The following is a 16,612-nucleotide window of genomic DNA, read 5'->3' as shown; positions in this document are numbered from 1 at the left end:
GTGAAATGTTGGGAGAGCCGTGACCGGCCCGCTGAGCACGTTGATCCTCGCCGCGGGTGAGGGCACCCGCATGCGTTCGTCCACCCCGAAGGTGCTGCACCCGATCGCCGGCCGTCCGTTGGTCGAGCACGCGGTACGGGCCGCCGCGGGATTGAACCCCGAGCACCTGGTCGTGGTCGTCGGCCACGGTCGCGACTCGGTCGGCGCCCGGCTGGAAAAGGTCGGCGAGGCACTCGGCCGCGAGGTCGTCACGGCCGTCCAGGAAGAGCAGAAGGGCACCGGGCACGCCGTCTCGTGCGCGCTCTCCGCGCTGCCCGGCGGACTGACCGGCACCGTCGTCGTCAGCTACGGCGACGTCCCGCTGCTCGACACCGAAACGCTCGCTTCCCTGGTCGCCGAGCACACCTCCACCGGTAACGCGGTCACCGTGCTGACCGCGGTCGTCGAGAACCCGACCGGATACGGCCGGATCATCCGCGACGAAAACGGCGTCGTCACCTCGATCGTCGAGCAGAAGGACGCCACCCCCGAACAGCACGAAATCGCCGAAATCAACTCCGGTGTCTACGCCTTCGACGCTTCTGTCCTCGTCGACGGGCTCTCGCGGCTTTCGACGGACAACGCGCAGGGCGAGCTCTACCTCACCGACGTCCTCGGCATCGCCCGCGGCGACGGCAAGGGCGTCGGCGCGCTGGTCATCGACGACCCGTGGGTGACCGAAGGCGTCAACGACCGCGTTCAACTGTCGGTCCTCGGCGCCGAACTGAACCGCCGGATCGTCCGTGGCTGGCAGCGGGCGGGCGTCACCGTCGTCGACCCCGCGAGCACCTGGATCGACGCGGGCGTGACCTTGTCGCGCGACGTCGTCATCGAGCCCGGCGTGCAGCTGAAGGGTTCGACGTCGGTCGGCGAGGGCGCGCAGATCGGCCCGGACAGCACCCTGGAGAACGTCTCCGTCGGCGCGGGCGCGTCGGTGGTGCGGACCCACGGTTCCGATTCGGAACTGGGCGACGGCGTGAAGGTCGGCCCGTTCACCTACCTGCGTCCCGGCTCGAAGCTGGGGACCAAGGGCAAACTCGGCGCTTTCGTCGAGACGAAGAACGCCGACATCGGCGCCGGCACGAAGGTCCCGCACCTGACCTACGTCGGCGACGCGACCATCGGCGAGAACAGCAACATCGGGTGCTCCAGCGTCTTCGTCAACTACGACGGCGTGAACAAGCACCACACCACGATCGGCTCCCATGTGCGGCTCGGCGCGGACAACACGTTCGTCGCCCCGGTGACCATCGGCGACGGCGCCTACAGTGGGGCAGGCACCGTGATCAGGCAAGACGTGCCCCCGGGCGCGCTCGCCGTGTCCACCGGGCCGCAGCGCAACATCGAAGACTGGGTGTCCCGGCGCCGGCCGGGCACACCCGCGGCGGAAGCAGCTTCCGCCGCGAAGCAGGACACCACCGTTGTGTCCGATTCGAATAAGGGAAACGACGGGGAGTCGCCAGCATGAGCTCGAAGTCCGGAACACCGAAGAAGAACCTGATGCTCTTCTCCGGGCGCGCCCACCCGGAACTCGCGGAAGAGGTCGCCAAGCACCTCAACGTGTCGGTCGTTCCGCAGACCGCGCACAACTTCGCCAACGGGGAGATCTTCGTCCGGTTCAACGAATCGGTGCGCGGGACCGACGCGTTCGTGATCCAGAGCCACCCCGCTCCCATCAACGAGTGGGTGATGGAGCAGCTGATCATGGTGGACGCCCTCAAGCGCGCGAGCGCCAAGCGGATCACCGTGATCATGCCGTTCTACCCGTACGCGCGGCAGGACAAGAAGCACAAGGGCCGCGAGCCGATCTCCGCGCGCCTGATCGCGGACCTGTTCAAGACCGCGGGCGCCGACCGGATCATGACGGTCGACCTGCACACCGCGCAGATCCAGGGCTTCTTCGACGGCCCCGTCGACCACCTGCTCGCGCAGAACGTGCTGGCCGCGCACATCAACAAGACCTACCGGGACGAGAACCTCACCGTCGTCTCGCCGGACTCCGGCCGCGTGCGGCTCGCCGAGAAGTGGGCGGCGCAGCTGGGTGACCGGCCGATCGCCTTCATCCACAAGACCCGCGACCCCGACAAGCCGAACCAGGCCGTCGCCAACCGCGTCGTCGGCAAGGTCCGCGGTCAGCTGTGCGTGCTGATCGACGACATGATCGACACCGGCGGCACGATCGTGAAGGCCACCGAGGCCCTGCTCGACGAAGGCGCGTCCGACGTCGTCATCGCCTCGACCCACGGCATCCTGTCCGACCCCGCCACCGAGCGGCTGTCGAACTGCAAGGCGCGCGAGGTCATCGTCACCAACACGCTGCCGATCCCGGAGGAGAAGCGGTTCCCCGGGCTGACCGTGCTGTCCATCGCGCCGCTGCTGGCGCAGGCCATCCAGCAGGTCTTCGAGGACGGGTCGGTCACGTCCCTCTTCGACGGCAACGCCTGATCCCCGACGAAGCAAGGGACCTTTGCTACCACTCTCTTTCGGAGAGTGAGAGCAAAGGTCCCTTGCTTCGTTTTCGGCTCCTCGCGAAACGGCGCGCGCCCGGCCTCCCGGCGTGGCTAGGTTCCCTTCATGGGGAAATTCAAATTCGGCGTGAACCTGTGGGGCGCCGAGAACCGTGAAGACTGGGTCGCGAAGTGCCGCCGCGTCGAGGCCCTCGGATACGACGTCATCTCCGTGCCCGACCATCTCGGCCCGGGACGGAACGCGCCTTTCCCGGCGCTGACCATGGCCGCCGCGGTGACCCAGCGGCCCCGCGTCGGCACTCTCGTTTCCAACATGGCCTTCTACAACGCCGCGCTTTTCGCCCGCGAAGTCGTCACAACGGTGAAGATGACGGGCGACCGGCTGGACCTCGGGCTCGGCTCCGGCCACATGAAGTCGGAATTCGACGACGCCGGCCTGCCGTGGATCCCGGCCAAGGAACGTATCGAGTACCTCACCAAGAGCCTTGACCACCTGCGTGAACACTTCACCGGCGAAGGAATCACGCCCCCGCCGCTGCTCCTCGCGGGCAACAGCGACGGCGTGCTCTCACTCGCCGCCCGCGAAGCCGACATCGCCGGCTTCGCGGGCCTTCGCCAGGCACCGGGGAAGCCGCCGGGCACCTTCCGGCTCGACGACGCCGAGCGCATGGACGAACGCGTCGCCTTCTTCCGCTCACACGCGAATGGCCGTGATCCCGAACTGAACATGCTCGTCCAGCGGGTCGTCGTCACGGACGACCGGCGCGCGGCCGCCGCGTCCTGGCGTGAGGAACTCGAGGACCAGGACAGCCTCGACGTCGACGTCCTGCTCGAAACGCCCCAATTGCTGTTCGGAACCACCGAAGAAATGGTCCGGCAGCTCCAGGAGCGTCGCGAACGGTACGGCTTCTCCTACATCACGGTGTTCGAGCCGATGCTGGAATCGTTCGCGCCGGTCGTGAAGGAACTGTCCGGTCAGTAGGCCACGCAGAAACGCTGACGGCGGCGCTGCGGCTCGTCGATCTCGTCGACGAACGCGATCGCGTAGTCGGCGCCGCTGATCTTCGAGCCGCCGTTCTCGTCGGCCAGGAGCACGTCGCCGCCGAGCCTGAACTCACCGGTCCGCTCCCCCTCGGCCCAAGCGCCGAACTCCGCGGCCGGGCTGAGGTAGAACCAGTCGACGTCCCCCGGAAGCTTCCGGAACGCTTCGAGCACCTCGGCGTGCGCACCCGCTTCACCCTTGTACTCGTCCGGGAACTCGGGGGTGTCGATCAGGCGCGGCCCGCCCTCGGCCACGTGCAGGCTGCCCGCACCGCCGACAACGCCGATCCGGGCGCCGTTGTCCTTCGCGACCTGAGCGATCGAGGGCACCGCGTCGAGCAGGCCACTCTGCCCGTGGACCGCGATGACCAGGACGTCGGCCCCCTTGGCGACATCGGCCAAGAAAGCCTCGTCGTAGAGCGAGCCCGCCTTGGTCCCCTCGCCTTCGGCGTTCCTCGACACCACCAAGACGTCGTGACCGCGGCCGCGTGCCTCCGCGGCGATCTTCCCGCCCGCGTACCCGGTTCCTCCGAACACAACCAACTTCGCCATCGCGTTTCTCCCTTTTCATCGGCGACCACTCCGATGCTAGGAACGCAAGATCGGCTACTTCAACGTATGCAACGCACCCCGAGGTGAGCGTGCAGGTCAGCCGCCCAGCGTGGCGAACTCGGACTTGAGCTTTTCGCGAACGCCGGCGACGTCGACCGGAGCCCGGACCTCGCCCTTGGCCGAGGGCTTCGCCTGCACTTGGTAGCTGGCGTTCCGATTCGGCAGTTTGAACTTGACCTCACAGGTCATGCTCGTCGTGGTGTCCGGGGCCGCGTCGGCGTTGGCCGTGCAACTCTGCGCGCCGAGGGACTGCGCGGTGAAGTCGACGGTGAGCGACAGGCGCACGGGCGTCCCGCTCACGCCGCCGATGACGGAGTTGGCGACGTCGATGGTCGCCCGGCAGGTCCCGACGAAGTCCGTGCAGTCCAGCTTGTCGTTGACGACACTGACCCTGACCTGGGTGAGCGCGTCGAACGGCTGCCCGAGCCCGCCGATCGCGCCGTCCAGATCGGTCTGCAGCTTCTTGAGCGCTTCCCCGGCGAGCGGCTCGACCCGCATCTCGGCGCCGAGTGTCTTGCCGCCGGCCGCGGCGACGAGGGAAGGCGCGAAACTGACGACCCGATGCGGCGCCGCGGTGGTCACCCGCAGTGTTCCGAGCCCGCTACCGACGTCGTAGACCTCGGTCCCGTCGGGCAACTTCGAACGGACCGGATCGGTCAACGGGTTCATCCCGGACACCGCGGTCCTCAGTGTCGACGCGGCCTTGCGCGGGCTGAGCACCTCGACGACGTTCACCGGCAGATCCGAGCTGTCCGTTCGGACCCAGCTGGTGCCGTACTGAGCGCTGTCGCCGAGCCCGTGCGCCTTCCAGTACTCCGGCGTCGCCGAGAGGTACAGCTGCTTGTCGGCGGAGATGAGCTGGATGGTCTGGCCGTCGACCGGCAGCGCGCCGTGCGCGCTCCCGTTCCGGGTGATCCGGAACTGCAGTTCCGCGGGCTGCCCGGACGTGTCCTTGATCGTCGTCTTGTAGACAACGGCCGGAGCCTGCTCCAGCGCCTTCAGCGCGCTCTCGACAGCACCGCGTTGCTCCGCGCGCCGATCCACCCTCTGCTGCTCGGCGGCCGGGATCCCGGCCGCCCCGTCGATCGCGACGTCACAACCGGCCACGAGACAGCACAGGGCGGCGATCGCGCCGATCTTCGACCGTCGTGCCGGCATCCCATCCCCTTTGTCTCGCGTGCGAGCAGATCACACCTTAGAAAAGGGGTCGCGCACCACCGCATCCGCGGGTTCGCGAAGCAGCTGTCACCGACTTGTCACCTGTACGAGGCACCCGGCGGGACCACCGCACGGCCGCTTGGTCTACACTTTCCCGGTCTCGGCGAGGCGGGTTCCGTGAGCACCTGGTGCCCGACGTGATCGACGCGGCGGCTTGAGTGGCCACACGCGGTCGAGCACGCCTGTGGAATTCGCCGCCGAACACCAGAACCGCCCCAACCATCCCCACCTCAGCATGCTTTCGCTGAACATGTTGGTGAATTGAAGGAGTGCTACACCGTGTCCGAGGTAACCCTGTCCGTCGAGCCCCGCACCGAATTCGGCAAGGGTGCCGCGCGTCGCACGCGTCGTGCCGGCAAGATCCCCGCGGTGCTGTACGGGCACGGCTCGGACCCGCGCCACTACGCCCTCCCCGCCCTCGAGTTCGCCCGCGTCGTGCGTGAGAACGGCAGCAACGCCGTCATCACCCTCGAGCTCGAGGGCAAGAGCGAGCTGGCGCTGACGAAGACCATCGTCGTCCACCCGCTGAAGAACTACATCGAGCACGTCGACCTGCTGGTCGTCATCCGCGGCGAGAAGGTCACCGTCGACGTCCCCGTCGTCGTCACCGGCACCCCCGGCCCCGGCACCCTGGTCACCACCGACCTCGACGCCATCCAGATCGAGGTCGAGGCGCTGCACATCCCCGAGCAGGTCGAGGTCTCGGTCGAGGGCGTCGCCGCCGGCACTCAGATCAACGCCTCGGACGTGGTCCTGCCGAAGGGCGCCACGCTGGTCACCGACCCCGATGCCCTGGTCGTCGCCGTGAACGAGTCGCCGTCCGAGTCCGCGCTCGAGGGCGAAGAGGCCGAGGCTGCGGAGGCCCCCGCCGAGGACGCCGAATAAAGTCACCGATGTGACCGAAGCAGTACTTCCCGGGGCCGGCGAGCAGATCCTGCTCGCCGGCCTCGGCAATCCCGGCCCCCAGTACGCGGGCAACAGGCACAACGTCGGCTTCATGGTGCTCGACGAGCTCGCTCACCGTGTCGGCGGCAAGTTCAAGGCCCACAAGAGCGGCGCCGAAATCCTCGAAGGACGGCTCGCGGGCCGGCGGGTGGTCCTGGCCAAGCCGCGTTCGTACATGAACCTTTCGGGCGGCCCTGTGGTGGGCGCGGCCCGGTTCTACAAGATCCCCCCGGCGGGTGTCGTGGTCGTCCACGACGAGCTGGACGTCGACTTCGGCGCGCTCAAGATGAAACTGGGCGGCGGCGACAACGGCCACAACGGCCTCCGCTCGATCACCAAATCGCTGGGTACGAAGGACTACTACCGTGTCCGCTTCGGCGTCGGCCGCCCTCCCGGGCGGCAGGATCCGGCGGATTTCGTGCTGAAGGACTTCTCGACGGTCGAACGGAAAGAGCTCGCTTTCGAGATCGATCGTTGCGCCGACGCCGTTGAAGCGCTTATCAGCACCGGGCTCGCCGCGGCCCAGAACGCCTTCCACGCTGGGTGAACCCGCTCACATGGCGGTGCGTTACACCTCGTCACTCGAAGGCGTTTCACCACGCCCCTGATCGAGTCGTGGAATAGCGCGAGCTCTTCCCGGGAACTCTCAAACCCGTTAGGACGGAATGCGGAGATCGCATTCCCCACCGAAACCGGAGAGAGTTTCATGTCGTTTACGGCCGAAGACATCACCGGCGCCACTTTCCCGAACGCCCCGATCGGGCGACGCGGATACGCCAAACACGAGGTCGACGCGTTCCTGGAACGGATCGCCGACACGATCTCGGACCGGGACGACCTGACTGCCGCAGAGGTCCACCACGTCATGTTCTCGCGTCCGTTGATCGGTAAGCGCGGCTACGACGAACGCGAAGTCGACGATTTCCTCGACAAGGTCGAAGCGCAGCTCGCCCACCGGACCGGCCAGCACGCGCTCGGCGTGCCCGGCGCCCGCGACGAGGATGAAGCAACCGCCGAACGCGCTGTCCCGGACCGCGGTCCCGTCGAGTTCCTGCGGGAGCGCTAGTGCCCGTCACCGCCTTCGAGGCCAGAACCCGGCAGTTCGACCGGGCGCCGCTCGGCGCACGTGGCTACCACGAACCCGCGGTCGACGCCTTCCTCGAACGGGTCGCGGCGACCCTCGACGGCGATGACGACCTGACGGTTTCGGACGTTCACAACGTCGCGTTCGCCAAAGCGCCGCTCTCGAAACGAGGCTACGACCCGGCAGCCGTCGACGCGTTCCTGCGAGACGTCGAGGGAACACTGGCCGGGTTGTCCCAGTCCTCCGGCTACTACATAGCGCCTGCCCTGGAACACACCCACAACCGCAAGCCACTCTGGCGACGCCGCTGACCACCGGGAGGTGCAGCGAAAGGGCCGGGTCCGCGATGCTCGCGAACCCGGCCCTTTCGTGTCAGCTGGTCGCCGCGTTCTTGGCGATCTTGTCCGCGAACTGGACGGCGGTGGCGGCCCGCTTCACCTTGCCCGAGGGCGTCTTCGGCAGGCTCCCCGCCGGGAGCACCACGACCGCGAAAGGCCGCATGTCGACGGCGCCGCGCACCTTGGCCGCGACCTCCTTCGCCAGCGCCTTCTCCGTTTCGGGATCCCCGGCGAGTTTCGATTCGACGACGACGGCGAACCGCTCCCGGCGGCTGCCGGCGTCGAGCCGCACGGCCACGGCGTTCCCCGCCCGCACTCCCTCGACCGAGGTCGCCGCGCGTTCGATGTCGGTCGGGTACAGGTTCCGGCCGCCCATGATGATGACGTCCTTGCGACGGCCGCAGATCACGATCATGCCGTCGACCAGGTAACCGAGGTCGCCGGTGAGCAGCCAGCCGTCGTCGTCCTGAGTCGCGAGCGGACCTTCCATGGTCAGGTACCCCGGTGTCACGGCCTCGCCACGCAGGCGGATCTCCCCGACCTCGCGTTCCCCGAGCACGGTTCCCTTGTCGTCGACGATCTCGGCCTCGAGCCCGTCGAGCGGCGGCCCGAGCACCGCGAACGACCGGACTTCGTCGGTCCCACGCCGCGGGTCGCCCTCGGGAACCGGCACCGCGCGGTTGTCCGCTTCGAGTGCATCGGCCTCGACCACGTCCAGCGTCAAGCCGGTGAACAACGGCGCGAACGAAACCGCGAGAGTCGCCTCCGCCATGCCGTACGCCGGGAATACGCATTCGGCGGGCATCTTGAAGCGCGCCCCCGCTTCGACGAACGTCCGCACAGCCGTTTCGTCGATCGGCTCGGCGCCGTTCAGCGCGATCCGGAGCTTCGAGAGGTCGTATGCGTCGTCGTCCTCGACACGGGCCATCCGCCTGCCCACGATCGCGTACGCGAAGTTCGGCGCGGCCGTGGTCGTGCCGTTGTACTTGCTGATCAGCTGCGGCCAGATCAACGGTCCCGACAGGAACTCGAGCGGCGTGATCTTGACGAGCTCGACGCCGAACGTCATCGGCACCGTCAGGAAGCCGACCATCCCCATGTCGTGGAAGGTGGGCAGCCACGAGACCATCACGTCGACGTCGAAATCGAACTCGGCCCGGTCGACCATCGCCTTGACGTTCGAATAGAGGTTCCCGTAGGTGATCTGAACGGCCTTCGGGTCGGCCGTCGATCCGCTGGTCAGCTGGAGGAGTGCAGTGTCCGATTCGGCCGTCGGCACGGGCTCCGCCAGCGGTTCGGCCTCGAGCAGCTCGGTGATGACCTGGAACGCGATGCCGTGCTCCGTGAGCACCGGCGCCAGCTGGTCGAACGGCTCACCGAGCAGGACCAGGCCGGACCCGATCATCCTCAGCACACGAACGGTGTCCTCGGCCCATTCGGCGAGGTCGGTGCGCTGCGTCGGCTGGTGCAGCATGGTCACGCTGCCACCGGCGAGCCAAACCGCTTGAACCGTCGGCGCGATCAGTGACGGCGCCGCCGCCAGTACCGCGACCGCTTTGCCGGGCTCCAGCCCAGCCGCCACCAGACCCCCGGCGACCCGTTTGGCCTGCTCGTGAATCTCGGCCCACGTCCGCCGAACCGGCTCCTTGGGCTCCCCGGTGACCATTCCCCGCTGCTGACCTCGCCCCGCCGCGGTGGCGACGAGCGTGTCCACGAACCGACTCATGCGCGTCACACTACTGTCCGCGCTGAAAGGCCCGCTCGCCGTCGAGTGAACTCATTCGATCGCTTCGGAGGTCTCGAGCCACTGGGCCTCGACCTCCTCCTTCTCCGTTTCGACGGCTTTCAATTCGGTGTTCAGCTCGATGAGCTTCGTCGGATCGGTCGCCGCGGCGAGCAGCGCCGCGTGCAGCTTCTCTTCCTTCGTGTGCAGCTGGTCGAGTTTGCGCTCAAGGCGGGACAGTTCCTTCTGAGCCGCCCGCTGTTCCGCGGCGCTCTTCTTGGGCGCGGAGGCCTGCGCGTTGCCCGTCTTCCGGTCGCCGCCTGCTTTCTCGAGGCTCTTGGCACGCCGGTCCAGATACTCCTCGATCCCGCCCGGCAGATGGGTTACTTGCCCGTCCCCGAACAAGGCCACGATCGTGTCGCAGACCCGTTCCACCAGGTATCGGTCGTGCGAAACGACGACAAGGCTGCCCGGCCAGGAATCCAGCAGATCTTCGAGCTGCTGCAAAGTGTCGATGTCGAGATCGTTCGTCGGTTCGTCGAGCAGCAGCACGTTGGGCTCGGCCATCAGGAGCCGGCACAGCTGCAGACGGCGGCGTTCACCACCGGAAAGGTCCTCGACCGGCGTCCACTGCCGCGCGGCGGGGAACCCCAGCTTTTCGGCCAGCTGCGAAGCGGTGAGCTCCTGCTTGCCGAACACGACCCGTCCGGAGACCTCTTCGATCGCCTGCAGCACACGCAGATCGCCCGGCAGGTCGTCGAGCTCCTGCCGCAGATGTGCGAGGCTGACCGTCTTGCCCTGGATGCGTCGACCCGTCTCAGGCTCCCTGTCACCGCCGAGCAGCTTGAGGAGCGTCGTCTTGCCGGACCCGTTGACGCCGACCAGGCCAATCCGATCGCCGGGCCCGATTCGCCAGGTGACGTGATCGAGCAGGGTGCGGTCGCCGACGGTCAACGTGGCGTCCTCGATCTCCAGCACGGTCTTCCCCAGCCGACGGCGCGCGAACGCCTGCAGCTCGACCGAATCACGCGGCTCCGGCACGTCGGAGATCAACGCCTCCGCCGCCTCGACGCGGTAGCGGGGCTTCGAGGTCCTGGCCTGCGGACCGCGGCGCAGCCACGCGAGCTCTTTACGAGCGAGGTTCTGTCGCTTCTCTTCTGCCGTCGCCGCCAGCCTCGCCCGCTCTGCGCGCGCGAAGATCCAGTCCGCGTAACCGCCCTCGTACTGCTCGACACGACCGTTGGCGACCTCCCAGGTCACACTCGCGACCGTGTCGAGGAACCACCGGTCGTGCGTGACGACCACGACCGCGATCTTGCGGTTGAGCAGATGATCCGCGAGCCAGCGCACACCTTCGACGTCGAGATGGTTGGTCGGCTCGTCGAGGACCACGAGGTCCAGTTCACCGGTGAGGGCGGCCGCCAGCGCCACCCGGCGGCGTTCGCCACCCGACAGGTTCGCCGTTTCCTTGTCGATGCCGAGAGCGGTGATGCCCAGACCATCCATAATGGACCGGACACGTGCGTCAGCGGCCCACTCGTGCTCCGCGCCGTAGCGCTCCAGCACGACATCTCCGACCGTGCTGCCGTCGGGAAGTTCGGTTCGCTGGGTGACCACCGCCATCCGCAAACCCCGGACCTGGCTGACCCGTCCCGTGTCCGGCTCGCTGATCCCGGCGAGGACCTCCAGCAGCGTCGTCTTCCCGCCCCCGTTGAGACCGACGACACCGATACGCTGCCCCTCCGCCACACCGAGCGAAACACCGTCGAGCAGCGGGCGCACCCCGAAGGACTTGCTCACCGACTCCAGGTTGACCAAGTTGGCCATGCCTCAGCCGATCCTTTCCAAAGCTCGCACCACAAACGAATTAGTCGGTGTCCATTTCGGACACCCTCATGCGTGCACCCGAGGCGGCGACGGCCGCGGCGCGTCGTCCCCGCCGACCAGCCGGGCTCCGGGGACCGGCCCGTGCGCGACGCGCACCGTGCGACAGACACCCGCGCCGGACAGTTCCGCGGCGACCTCGACGGCCGACTGGGCGTCCGCGCACAGGAACGCGCAGGTCGGCCCGGATCCGGACACGGTGCCGGCGAGCGCACCAGCGTTGACTCCCGCCCGTAACGTGCGACGCAGCCCCGGACGCAACGAAACAGCGGCCGCCTGGAGGTCATTGCCGAGAAGCAGCGCCAGTTGCCGCGGATCGCCGGATGCCAGCGCTTCCACCACCGGAGTATGCGAGCCGATCCGCGGCGGGCTGCCCTCTTCACGCAACTTGTCCAGCTCGCCGAACACCCTCGGAGTCGAAAGCCCACGCTGGTCGAAGGCCAAGACCCAGTGGAAGGTGTGCCTCGACAAGACAGGCACCAGCTGCTCGCCTCGGCCGGTGCCCAGCGCTGTCCCGCCGTAAAGCGCGAAAGGAACATCGCTACCGAGCTTCGCGGCGATACCCGCCAGTTCGTCGCGGGAAATGTCGAGTTTCCAGAGCGACGCGAGCCCCACCAGGGTCGCGGCCGCGTCGGCGCTGCCACCGGCCATCCCGCCCGCGACCGGGATGCCTTTGCGCAGCACCACTCTGACCTTGGACTCGCCGTCCGCCTTGCCGACATGGGCCGCCAGCGCCTGCGCAGCCTTCCAGGCGAGGTTGTTGGCTCCTATCGGTACGGAACCTTCACCTTCGCCGTAGACCTCGACGCCGGGGTCCTCGGTGACCGCGACGGTCACCTCGTCGGTCAGGGAAAGCGCCTGGAACACGGTCACCAGCTCGTGGTAACCGTCCGGGCGTACGTCACCGACCGACAGGTGCAGGTTGACCTTGGCGGGAACCCTGACGGTTACTGGGGGCGGTACGACGGCGAGCACGCCTCAAGCCTACGTGGCCGCTCCACTTGCGCTGTCACCAGGAGAAAGAGAACGGACGGGCATACGCGAACGGGCCGCCCCGGACGCGATTCGTCCTGAGCGGCCCGTTCGAGGAGAAATCAGGCGGCGACACCCTGCGGTCCGCGGACCGGGTGGGTCACGTGGCCGCCACGTTCGGCGATCCAGGCGAGCGCGGCGTCCGCGCGCTCACCGCGCACCCCGAGGCGGAACCGGCCGACCGGAGTGTCTCCGATCCGGGTCAGGCCGCCCCCGATGGTGGCGAGCTCGACGTCGAAGCGACCGGCGGCCTCCGGCAGCAGTGCACCGACCGAGGCGAAGCCGACGAGCACGACGTCCACCGCACGGTCGTACTTCGAGGCCTGTGCCCGCCCGGTTTCGATCGCGGGAAGCAGCGCCTGCGCGGTCCGGCTGTTCGGGTCGGAGACCAGGTCGAGCACGGTTCCGCGTTCGATGACCGCGCCGGCCTCCAGCACGGCGACGTCGTCGCAGACACGGCGGACGACACCGGCGTCGGGCGTGGTGAGCAGCACGGTGACGCCGAGCTCGGCCCGCGCACGGTCGAGCACGGTCAGGACCGCACCGGACTCCTCGGACTGCACGCCCGCGGTCGGGTCGTCGGCCAGGAGCACGGACGGCCCGGCGGCCAGCGCCTTGGCGATGGCCACTCGGCGCAGCTGCCCCTCGGACAGGTCGCCCGGTCGCTGCCCCGCACGGGGTGTGAGCCCGACCAGGTCGAGCAGGTTGCCGACCCGGGTGCGACGCTGCGGCCCGTCGAGGCCGAGCTGCTCGAGCGGCGAAGCGATGTTGCCGGCGATGGTGCGCTCGGCGAGCAATTCCGGCTTGGTGCTCACGACGCCGACCTGGCGCCGGATTTCCCGGAGTCGGCGTCCGTCGAGAGTCCCGGTGTTGAGGCCGTCGAGGCGAACGACGCCGCGGTCGGGACGCTCCTGAAGACCGATGCACCGAGCGAGGGTCGATTTGCCGGAGCCCGCCGGACCGACGACTCCGAACAGCGAGCCAGCTTGGATTTCCACGCTCACATCGCGCAGTGCGACGACGGGATTTCCGTTGAGGGGAAAGGACTTGGACAGGTTTTCGACAGTGATCACGAAAGGCTCCATGCACATGGGGCGCTGCTTCTTTCGAGCGCGCCGACCGTCACCGAGTGACCGTCCGGAAACGGACGGATTCAGAGGTAAGGGAAAGGACTCAGGCAGTAACGGTGGAGCGTCGACACGCACTTACCGTGCGGCGACCTTCATCGACGACACGTCGCCTGGTCAGCAGGAGCGGGTGGGTGACCCTGTTCATTAGGCACAGCCTCCATCGGTCCTGGCTGTAGCACCTGCCCTGTGGAGGGTGGTTGCTGCGACTTCGGCGAGCCAGGTCTCTCAGTCGCTCGGGATGGCTTACTGAGTAAAACCGATCCCACTGGATGAAAGCAAGCACGTAGGCGCAGATCACACGTCTGGTCGCGTCCATCATACAGGATGGGCTGTCCACATCATGAGATGCCGCCAGCTACATCCGGCTCACGACAGGCGTGCTGCCTGCTAAGACGAGATTCGTCCGCGTCGAATCGAGGGGAGGAACCACGCAGCCGCGCGGCTCCGGTCACACCCGCGACAGGGTGGTCAGCCGGCGGCCGCGGCGATCCGGGCGAACTGATGAACGTCCAGCTGTTCCCCGCGGGTCTTGGGGTCGATTCCCGCCTTTTCGAGCAGTTCCCCCGCGCGTTCGGCGGAACCGGCCCACGACGCCAACGCGGCTCGCAAGGTCTTCCGCCGTTGCGAGAAGGCGGCATCGACGACCGCGAACAGCCGCTCCCGCTCCACGGACGACACCACGTCGCCCCGCTCGAACGAGACCAAGGCGGAGTCCACGTTCGGAACGGGCCAGAAAACCGCTCGGGGCACCGCGGCGACCTTGCGCGTCTTCCCGTACCAGGCGAGCTTGACGCTGGGCACGCCGTAAGTCCGGCTTCCCGGCCCCGCCGCCATCCTGTCCGCGACTTCGGTCTGGACCATCACGAGACCACTGGTCAGCGACGGCAGTTCGGCGAGCAGGTGGAGCACGACGGGAACGGCGACGTTGTAGGGCAGGTTCGCGACGAGTGCCGTCGGCCGTGCGGGCAGATCGTCCGCGCTGATCCGCAACGCGTCAGCGCCGACGACCGCCAGCCTTTCGGCCCCACCTCGCTCGGCCACGGTGCTCGGCAGCCGCCCCGCCAGCACAGGATCGATTTCGACCGCGACGACCTCGGCGCCGGTCGCGAGCAGTCCGAGCGTCAGCGAGCCGAGGCCCGGCCCGACCTCCAGGACGACATCCCCTTCGCCGATCCCCGAGAGGTCGACGATGCGGCGCACCGTGTTGGGATCGTGCACGAAGTTCTGGCCGAGCTTCTTGGTCGGACGTACGTCCAGCTCGGCCGCCAGCGCCCTGATTTCCGCAGGACCGAGCAGTTCAGTCACCCGACGATCGTAACCACGTCCGGTAAGCCACGATTGGCCGGTGGACGACGTCGTACTCGATGGTGAGAAAGTCCGGCTGCGCGACTGGCGCCCGTCCGACCTCGGGCCGCTCCTCGACCTGCTCGATCCCGCGCGGCCTTGGCACGCAACGAACGGGCCCTACTTCGGCAGCCCGACCATGGCCGCCGCCGAATCCACGGCGCGCGAACTCACCACGATCAAGACCGAGCCACCCGATCCCCGCACCAGCCTCGCCGTGTGCGATTCGAGCGACGGAAGGTTGATCGGCCGGGTCAGCTGGTACTGGGAAAGCAGGGAGACCGACTGGCGGCGAATGGGGCTGGTCATCTACGACCAGCGGTATTGGGGCGGCGGGTTCGGCACCGAGGCCTTGCGCATGTGGACGACCTACTTGTTCTCCCGAACCGACGCGCTCCGCCTGGACTTCGCCACATTCTCGGGGAACCCGGGAATGATCACCGTCGGGCGGCGCCTCGGGTTCGTCGAAGAAGGCCGGTTCCGGCGAGCCCGGCGCTGGTCCGGCGGCGTCCATGACGCCGTCGTCTACGGGGTGCTCCGCGAGGAGTGGGATCGGATGCATCGCCCAGGCATGGGGCCGACCTGATCCGGCCCCACCATCCGGATGGCTTTTCCCAAGCGACACGCATCCCACTCAAGGGTGATCGGCGCAGGTCGGCGCAGCCGGAGCGTGATGATCATCCACTCGATCGATACCGTGCATTCGTTCGAATCTGCCTCGACAATCGAGGGATGACCAGCACAAACATTCCCAAGGCCTTCCCGCTCAACCTGCCGGAAGGTGACGCCGAACTGCTTCTCGACGAGTTGCAGACACGGCTACGCGAAGGGCGACGTCTTGTCGCCGAGGTCGGCCAGATCCTGGCCGAGATCGAGTCACGTGGTGTCCGGGATCTCTATGGATACAACTCGATCGCCGTCTTCTACGAGCATGTGGCCCGGGTGCCTCGTGCAGAGGCACAAAGAGTGACCGGCAGAGCGCTGGCACTCAATTCGAGACGGGCGCGCGACGGCACGTCGATCGACCCCGTCGCGCCCCTGACCGGCACTGCGGCCACCACCGGTGCGCTGGCCGAAGCCAGTATCGACCGGATCGTCACGGTTATGAAGAAGCTGCCCGAGCACGTCACCGCGAGCGCACGGCTCGAGGAGGAGAAGGGCTTGGTCGAGCTCGCCGGCGTCGCGAGACCGCGCGACGTGACGGTCGCAGGAACAGAGCTGCTCGCAAGACACGACCCGGATGGAAAACCCAAAGACGCCCCTGGTCCGCAACGGCAGCGGAGCGAGTTCTGGTTGCGCCAGAAACGAACCGGTCGTTGGGACATGCGCGGCAACCTCGATGCCGAGACGGGCGCCCGCCTGAACGCGCTCCTGGTGCCGCGGGCCTACCCGGCCCCCGACAAGGAAGCCGACGACCGTTCGCCGGCCGAGCGACGCGGCGACGCGTTCGCGGAGATCGTCGAGCTCGCGGAAAGCGACCCGGACATCCCTGTGCCCCGGCAGGGCTCGGAACAGGTCAGCGAGCAGCCTCAGGCTGCCGAGCCAGCCGAGGGGCCCAGAAAACACCCCAAGCCCGCCCAGACGCCGCCTCAGGGCCCCCAAAGCCCGCCCCGCGGCGGCGGAGGGGTTCGACAACCGGCCAGGAACGTGGCCCACATTCGGACTGCGCGCTGGTGGGCGAGACTCTCGAAACCGAGAGCCGGGAACCCGGCTCAGCCACCGAAGCCCCTAACGGCCTGAAGGCCACCTTGCGG

Annotated in this window: 16 protein-coding genes and 1 riboswitch; of the genes, 9 read left to right on the top strand and 7 right to left on the bottom strand. The window is 67.9% G+C overall.

Features of this window, described 5'->3' with window-relative positions:
- The first annotated feature begins 19 nt into the window (after positions 1–19).
- The 3 genes from glmU (at position 20) to ACZ3HL_RS08780 (ending at position 3,489) form a co-directional block, all read left to right on the top strand.
- Positions 20–1,507: a bifunctional UDP-N-acetylglucosamine diphosphorylase/glucosamine-1-phosphate N-acetyltransferase GlmU gene (glmU, locus tag ACZ3HL_RS08790; RefSeq protein ID WP_465411024.1), complete on the top strand. Its 1,488-nt coding sequence runs from the start codon at positions 20–22 to the stop codon at positions 1,505–1,507.
- Positions 1,504–2,484 (top strand): ribose-phosphate diphosphokinase, encoded by a 981-nt coding sequence (locus ACZ3HL_RS08785; RefSeq protein ID WP_465529769.1) that lies wholly within the window; start codon positions 1,504–1,506, stop codon positions 2,482–2,484. The genes glmU and ACZ3HL_RS08785 overlap by 4 nt, the downstream gene beginning before the upstream one ends.
- A 129-nt stretch (positions 2,485–2,613) precedes the next feature.
- Positions 2,614–3,489 (top strand): TIGR03621 family F420-dependent LLM class oxidoreductase, encoded by an 876-nt coding sequence (locus ACZ3HL_RS08780; RefSeq protein WP_465529767.1) that lies wholly within the window; start codon positions 2,614–2,616, stop codon positions 3,487–3,489.
- Here the strand turns inward: ACZ3HL_RS08780 and ACZ3HL_RS08775 are convergent.
- Positions 3,483–4,100, bottom strand: coding sequence for an NAD(P)-dependent oxidoreductase (locus tag ACZ3HL_RS08775; protein ID WP_465529765.1), 618 nt, complete (start codon positions 4,098–4,100; stop codon positions 3,483–3,485). The genes ACZ3HL_RS08780 and ACZ3HL_RS08775 overlap by 7 nt on opposite strands.
- Before the next feature lie 96 nt (positions 4,101–4,196).
- Positions 4,197–5,318 (bottom strand): hypothetical protein, encoded by a 1,122-nt coding sequence (locus tag ACZ3HL_RS08770; RefSeq protein ID WP_465529763.1) that lies wholly within the window; start codon positions 5,316–5,318, stop codon positions 4,197–4,199.
- Between the two features lie 339 nt (positions 5,319–5,657).
- Between ACZ3HL_RS08770 and ACZ3HL_RS08765 the strand changes: the two genes are divergently transcribed.
- The 4 genes from ACZ3HL_RS08765 (at position 5,658) to ACZ3HL_RS08750 (ending at position 7,718) form a co-directional block, all read left to right on the top strand.
- Positions 5,658–6,263 carry a 50S ribosomal protein L25/general stress protein Ctc gene (locus tag ACZ3HL_RS08765; protein ID WP_465411020.1) on the top strand — a complete coding sequence of 202 codons (606 nt, stop codon included), beginning with the start codon at positions 5,658–5,660 and terminating at the stop codon, positions 6,261–6,263.
- A 10-nt stretch (positions 6,264–6,273) separates the two neighbouring features.
- Positions 6,274–6,870, top strand: coding sequence for an aminoacyl-tRNA hydrolase (pth, locus tag ACZ3HL_RS08760; RefSeq protein ID WP_465529761.1), 597 nt, complete (start codon positions 6,274–6,276; stop codon positions 6,868–6,870).
- 159 nt (positions 6,871–7,029) lie between these two features.
- Positions 7,030–7,389, top strand: coding sequence for a DivIVA domain-containing protein (locus ACZ3HL_RS08755; RefSeq protein ID WP_465411018.1), 360 nt, complete (start codon positions 7,030–7,032; stop codon positions 7,387–7,389).
- On the top strand, positions 7,389–7,718 hold the full coding sequence (locus ACZ3HL_RS08750; protein WP_465529759.1) for a DivIVA domain-containing protein: 330 nt from the start codon (positions 7,389–7,391) through the stop codon (positions 7,716–7,718). The genes ACZ3HL_RS08755 and ACZ3HL_RS08750 overlap by 1 nt, the downstream gene beginning before the upstream one ends.
- Positions 7,719–7,779: 61 nt before the next feature.
- Here the strand turns inward: ACZ3HL_RS08750 and ACZ3HL_RS08745 are convergent, their stop codons facing one another.
- The 5 genes from ACZ3HL_RS08745 to rsmA all read right to left on the bottom strand — a co-directional run bounded on the left by ACZ3HL_RS08745 (position 7,780) and on the right by rsmA (position 14,819).
- Entirely contained in the window at positions 7,780–9,471 is a 1,692-nt protein-coding gene (locus ACZ3HL_RS08745) for a fatty acyl-AMP ligase (RefSeq protein WP_465529757.1), read from the bottom strand.
- 51 nt (positions 9,472–9,522) lie between these two features.
- Positions 9,523–11,295 carry an ABC-F family ATP-binding cassette domain-containing protein gene (locus ACZ3HL_RS08740; RefSeq protein ID WP_465411016.1) on the bottom strand — a complete coding sequence of 591 codons (1,773 nt, stop codon included), beginning with the start codon at positions 11,293–11,295 and terminating at the stop codon, positions 9,523–9,525.
- A gap of 66 nt (positions 11,296–11,361) precedes the next feature.
- On the bottom strand, positions 11,362–12,327 hold the full coding sequence (locus ACZ3HL_RS08735; RefSeq protein WP_465529755.1) for a 4-(cytidine 5'-diphospho)-2-C-methyl-D-erythritol kinase: 966 nt from the start codon (positions 12,325–12,327) through the stop codon (positions 11,362–11,364).
- A 119-nt stretch (positions 12,328–12,446) separates the two neighbouring features.
- On the bottom strand, positions 12,447–13,457 hold the full coding sequence (locus ACZ3HL_RS08730; RefSeq protein WP_465411015.1) for a methionine ABC transporter ATP-binding protein: 1,011 nt from the start codon (positions 13,455–13,457) through the stop codon (positions 12,447–12,449).
- Positions 13,458–13,668: 211 nt separating this feature from the next.
- A riboswitch (SAM riboswitch) is annotated at positions 13,669–13,759 on the bottom strand.
- 223 nt (positions 13,760–13,982) lie between these two features.
- Complete coding sequence (gene rsmA, locus ACZ3HL_RS08725; protein WP_465529753.1) at positions 13,983–14,819, bottom strand: 16S rRNA (adenine(1518)-N(6)/adenine(1519)-N(6))-dimethyltransferase RsmA; 837 nt, start codon at positions 14,817–14,819, stop codon at positions 13,983–13,985.
- A gap of 40 nt (positions 14,820–14,859) precedes the next feature.
- Between rsmA and ACZ3HL_RS08720 the strand changes: the two genes are divergently transcribed.
- Complete coding sequence (locus tag ACZ3HL_RS08720; protein ID WP_465529751.1) at positions 14,860–15,444, top strand: GNAT family N-acetyltransferase; 585 nt, start codon at positions 14,860–14,862, stop codon at positions 15,442–15,444.
- Positions 15,445–15,590: 146 nt separating this feature from the next.
- Complete coding sequence (locus ACZ3HL_RS08715; protein WP_465529749.1) at positions 15,591–16,598, top strand: DUF222 domain-containing protein; 1,008 nt, start codon at positions 15,591–15,593, stop codon at positions 16,596–16,598.
- Positions 16,599–16,612: the final 14 nt, after the last annotated feature.

It is taken from the genome of Amycolatopsis sp. NPDC000009 (genome assembly GCF_055563465.1).
The sequence above is the reverse complement of the archived record's forward strand: the minus strand, read 5'-3'. Positions and strand labels throughout refer to the sequence as shown.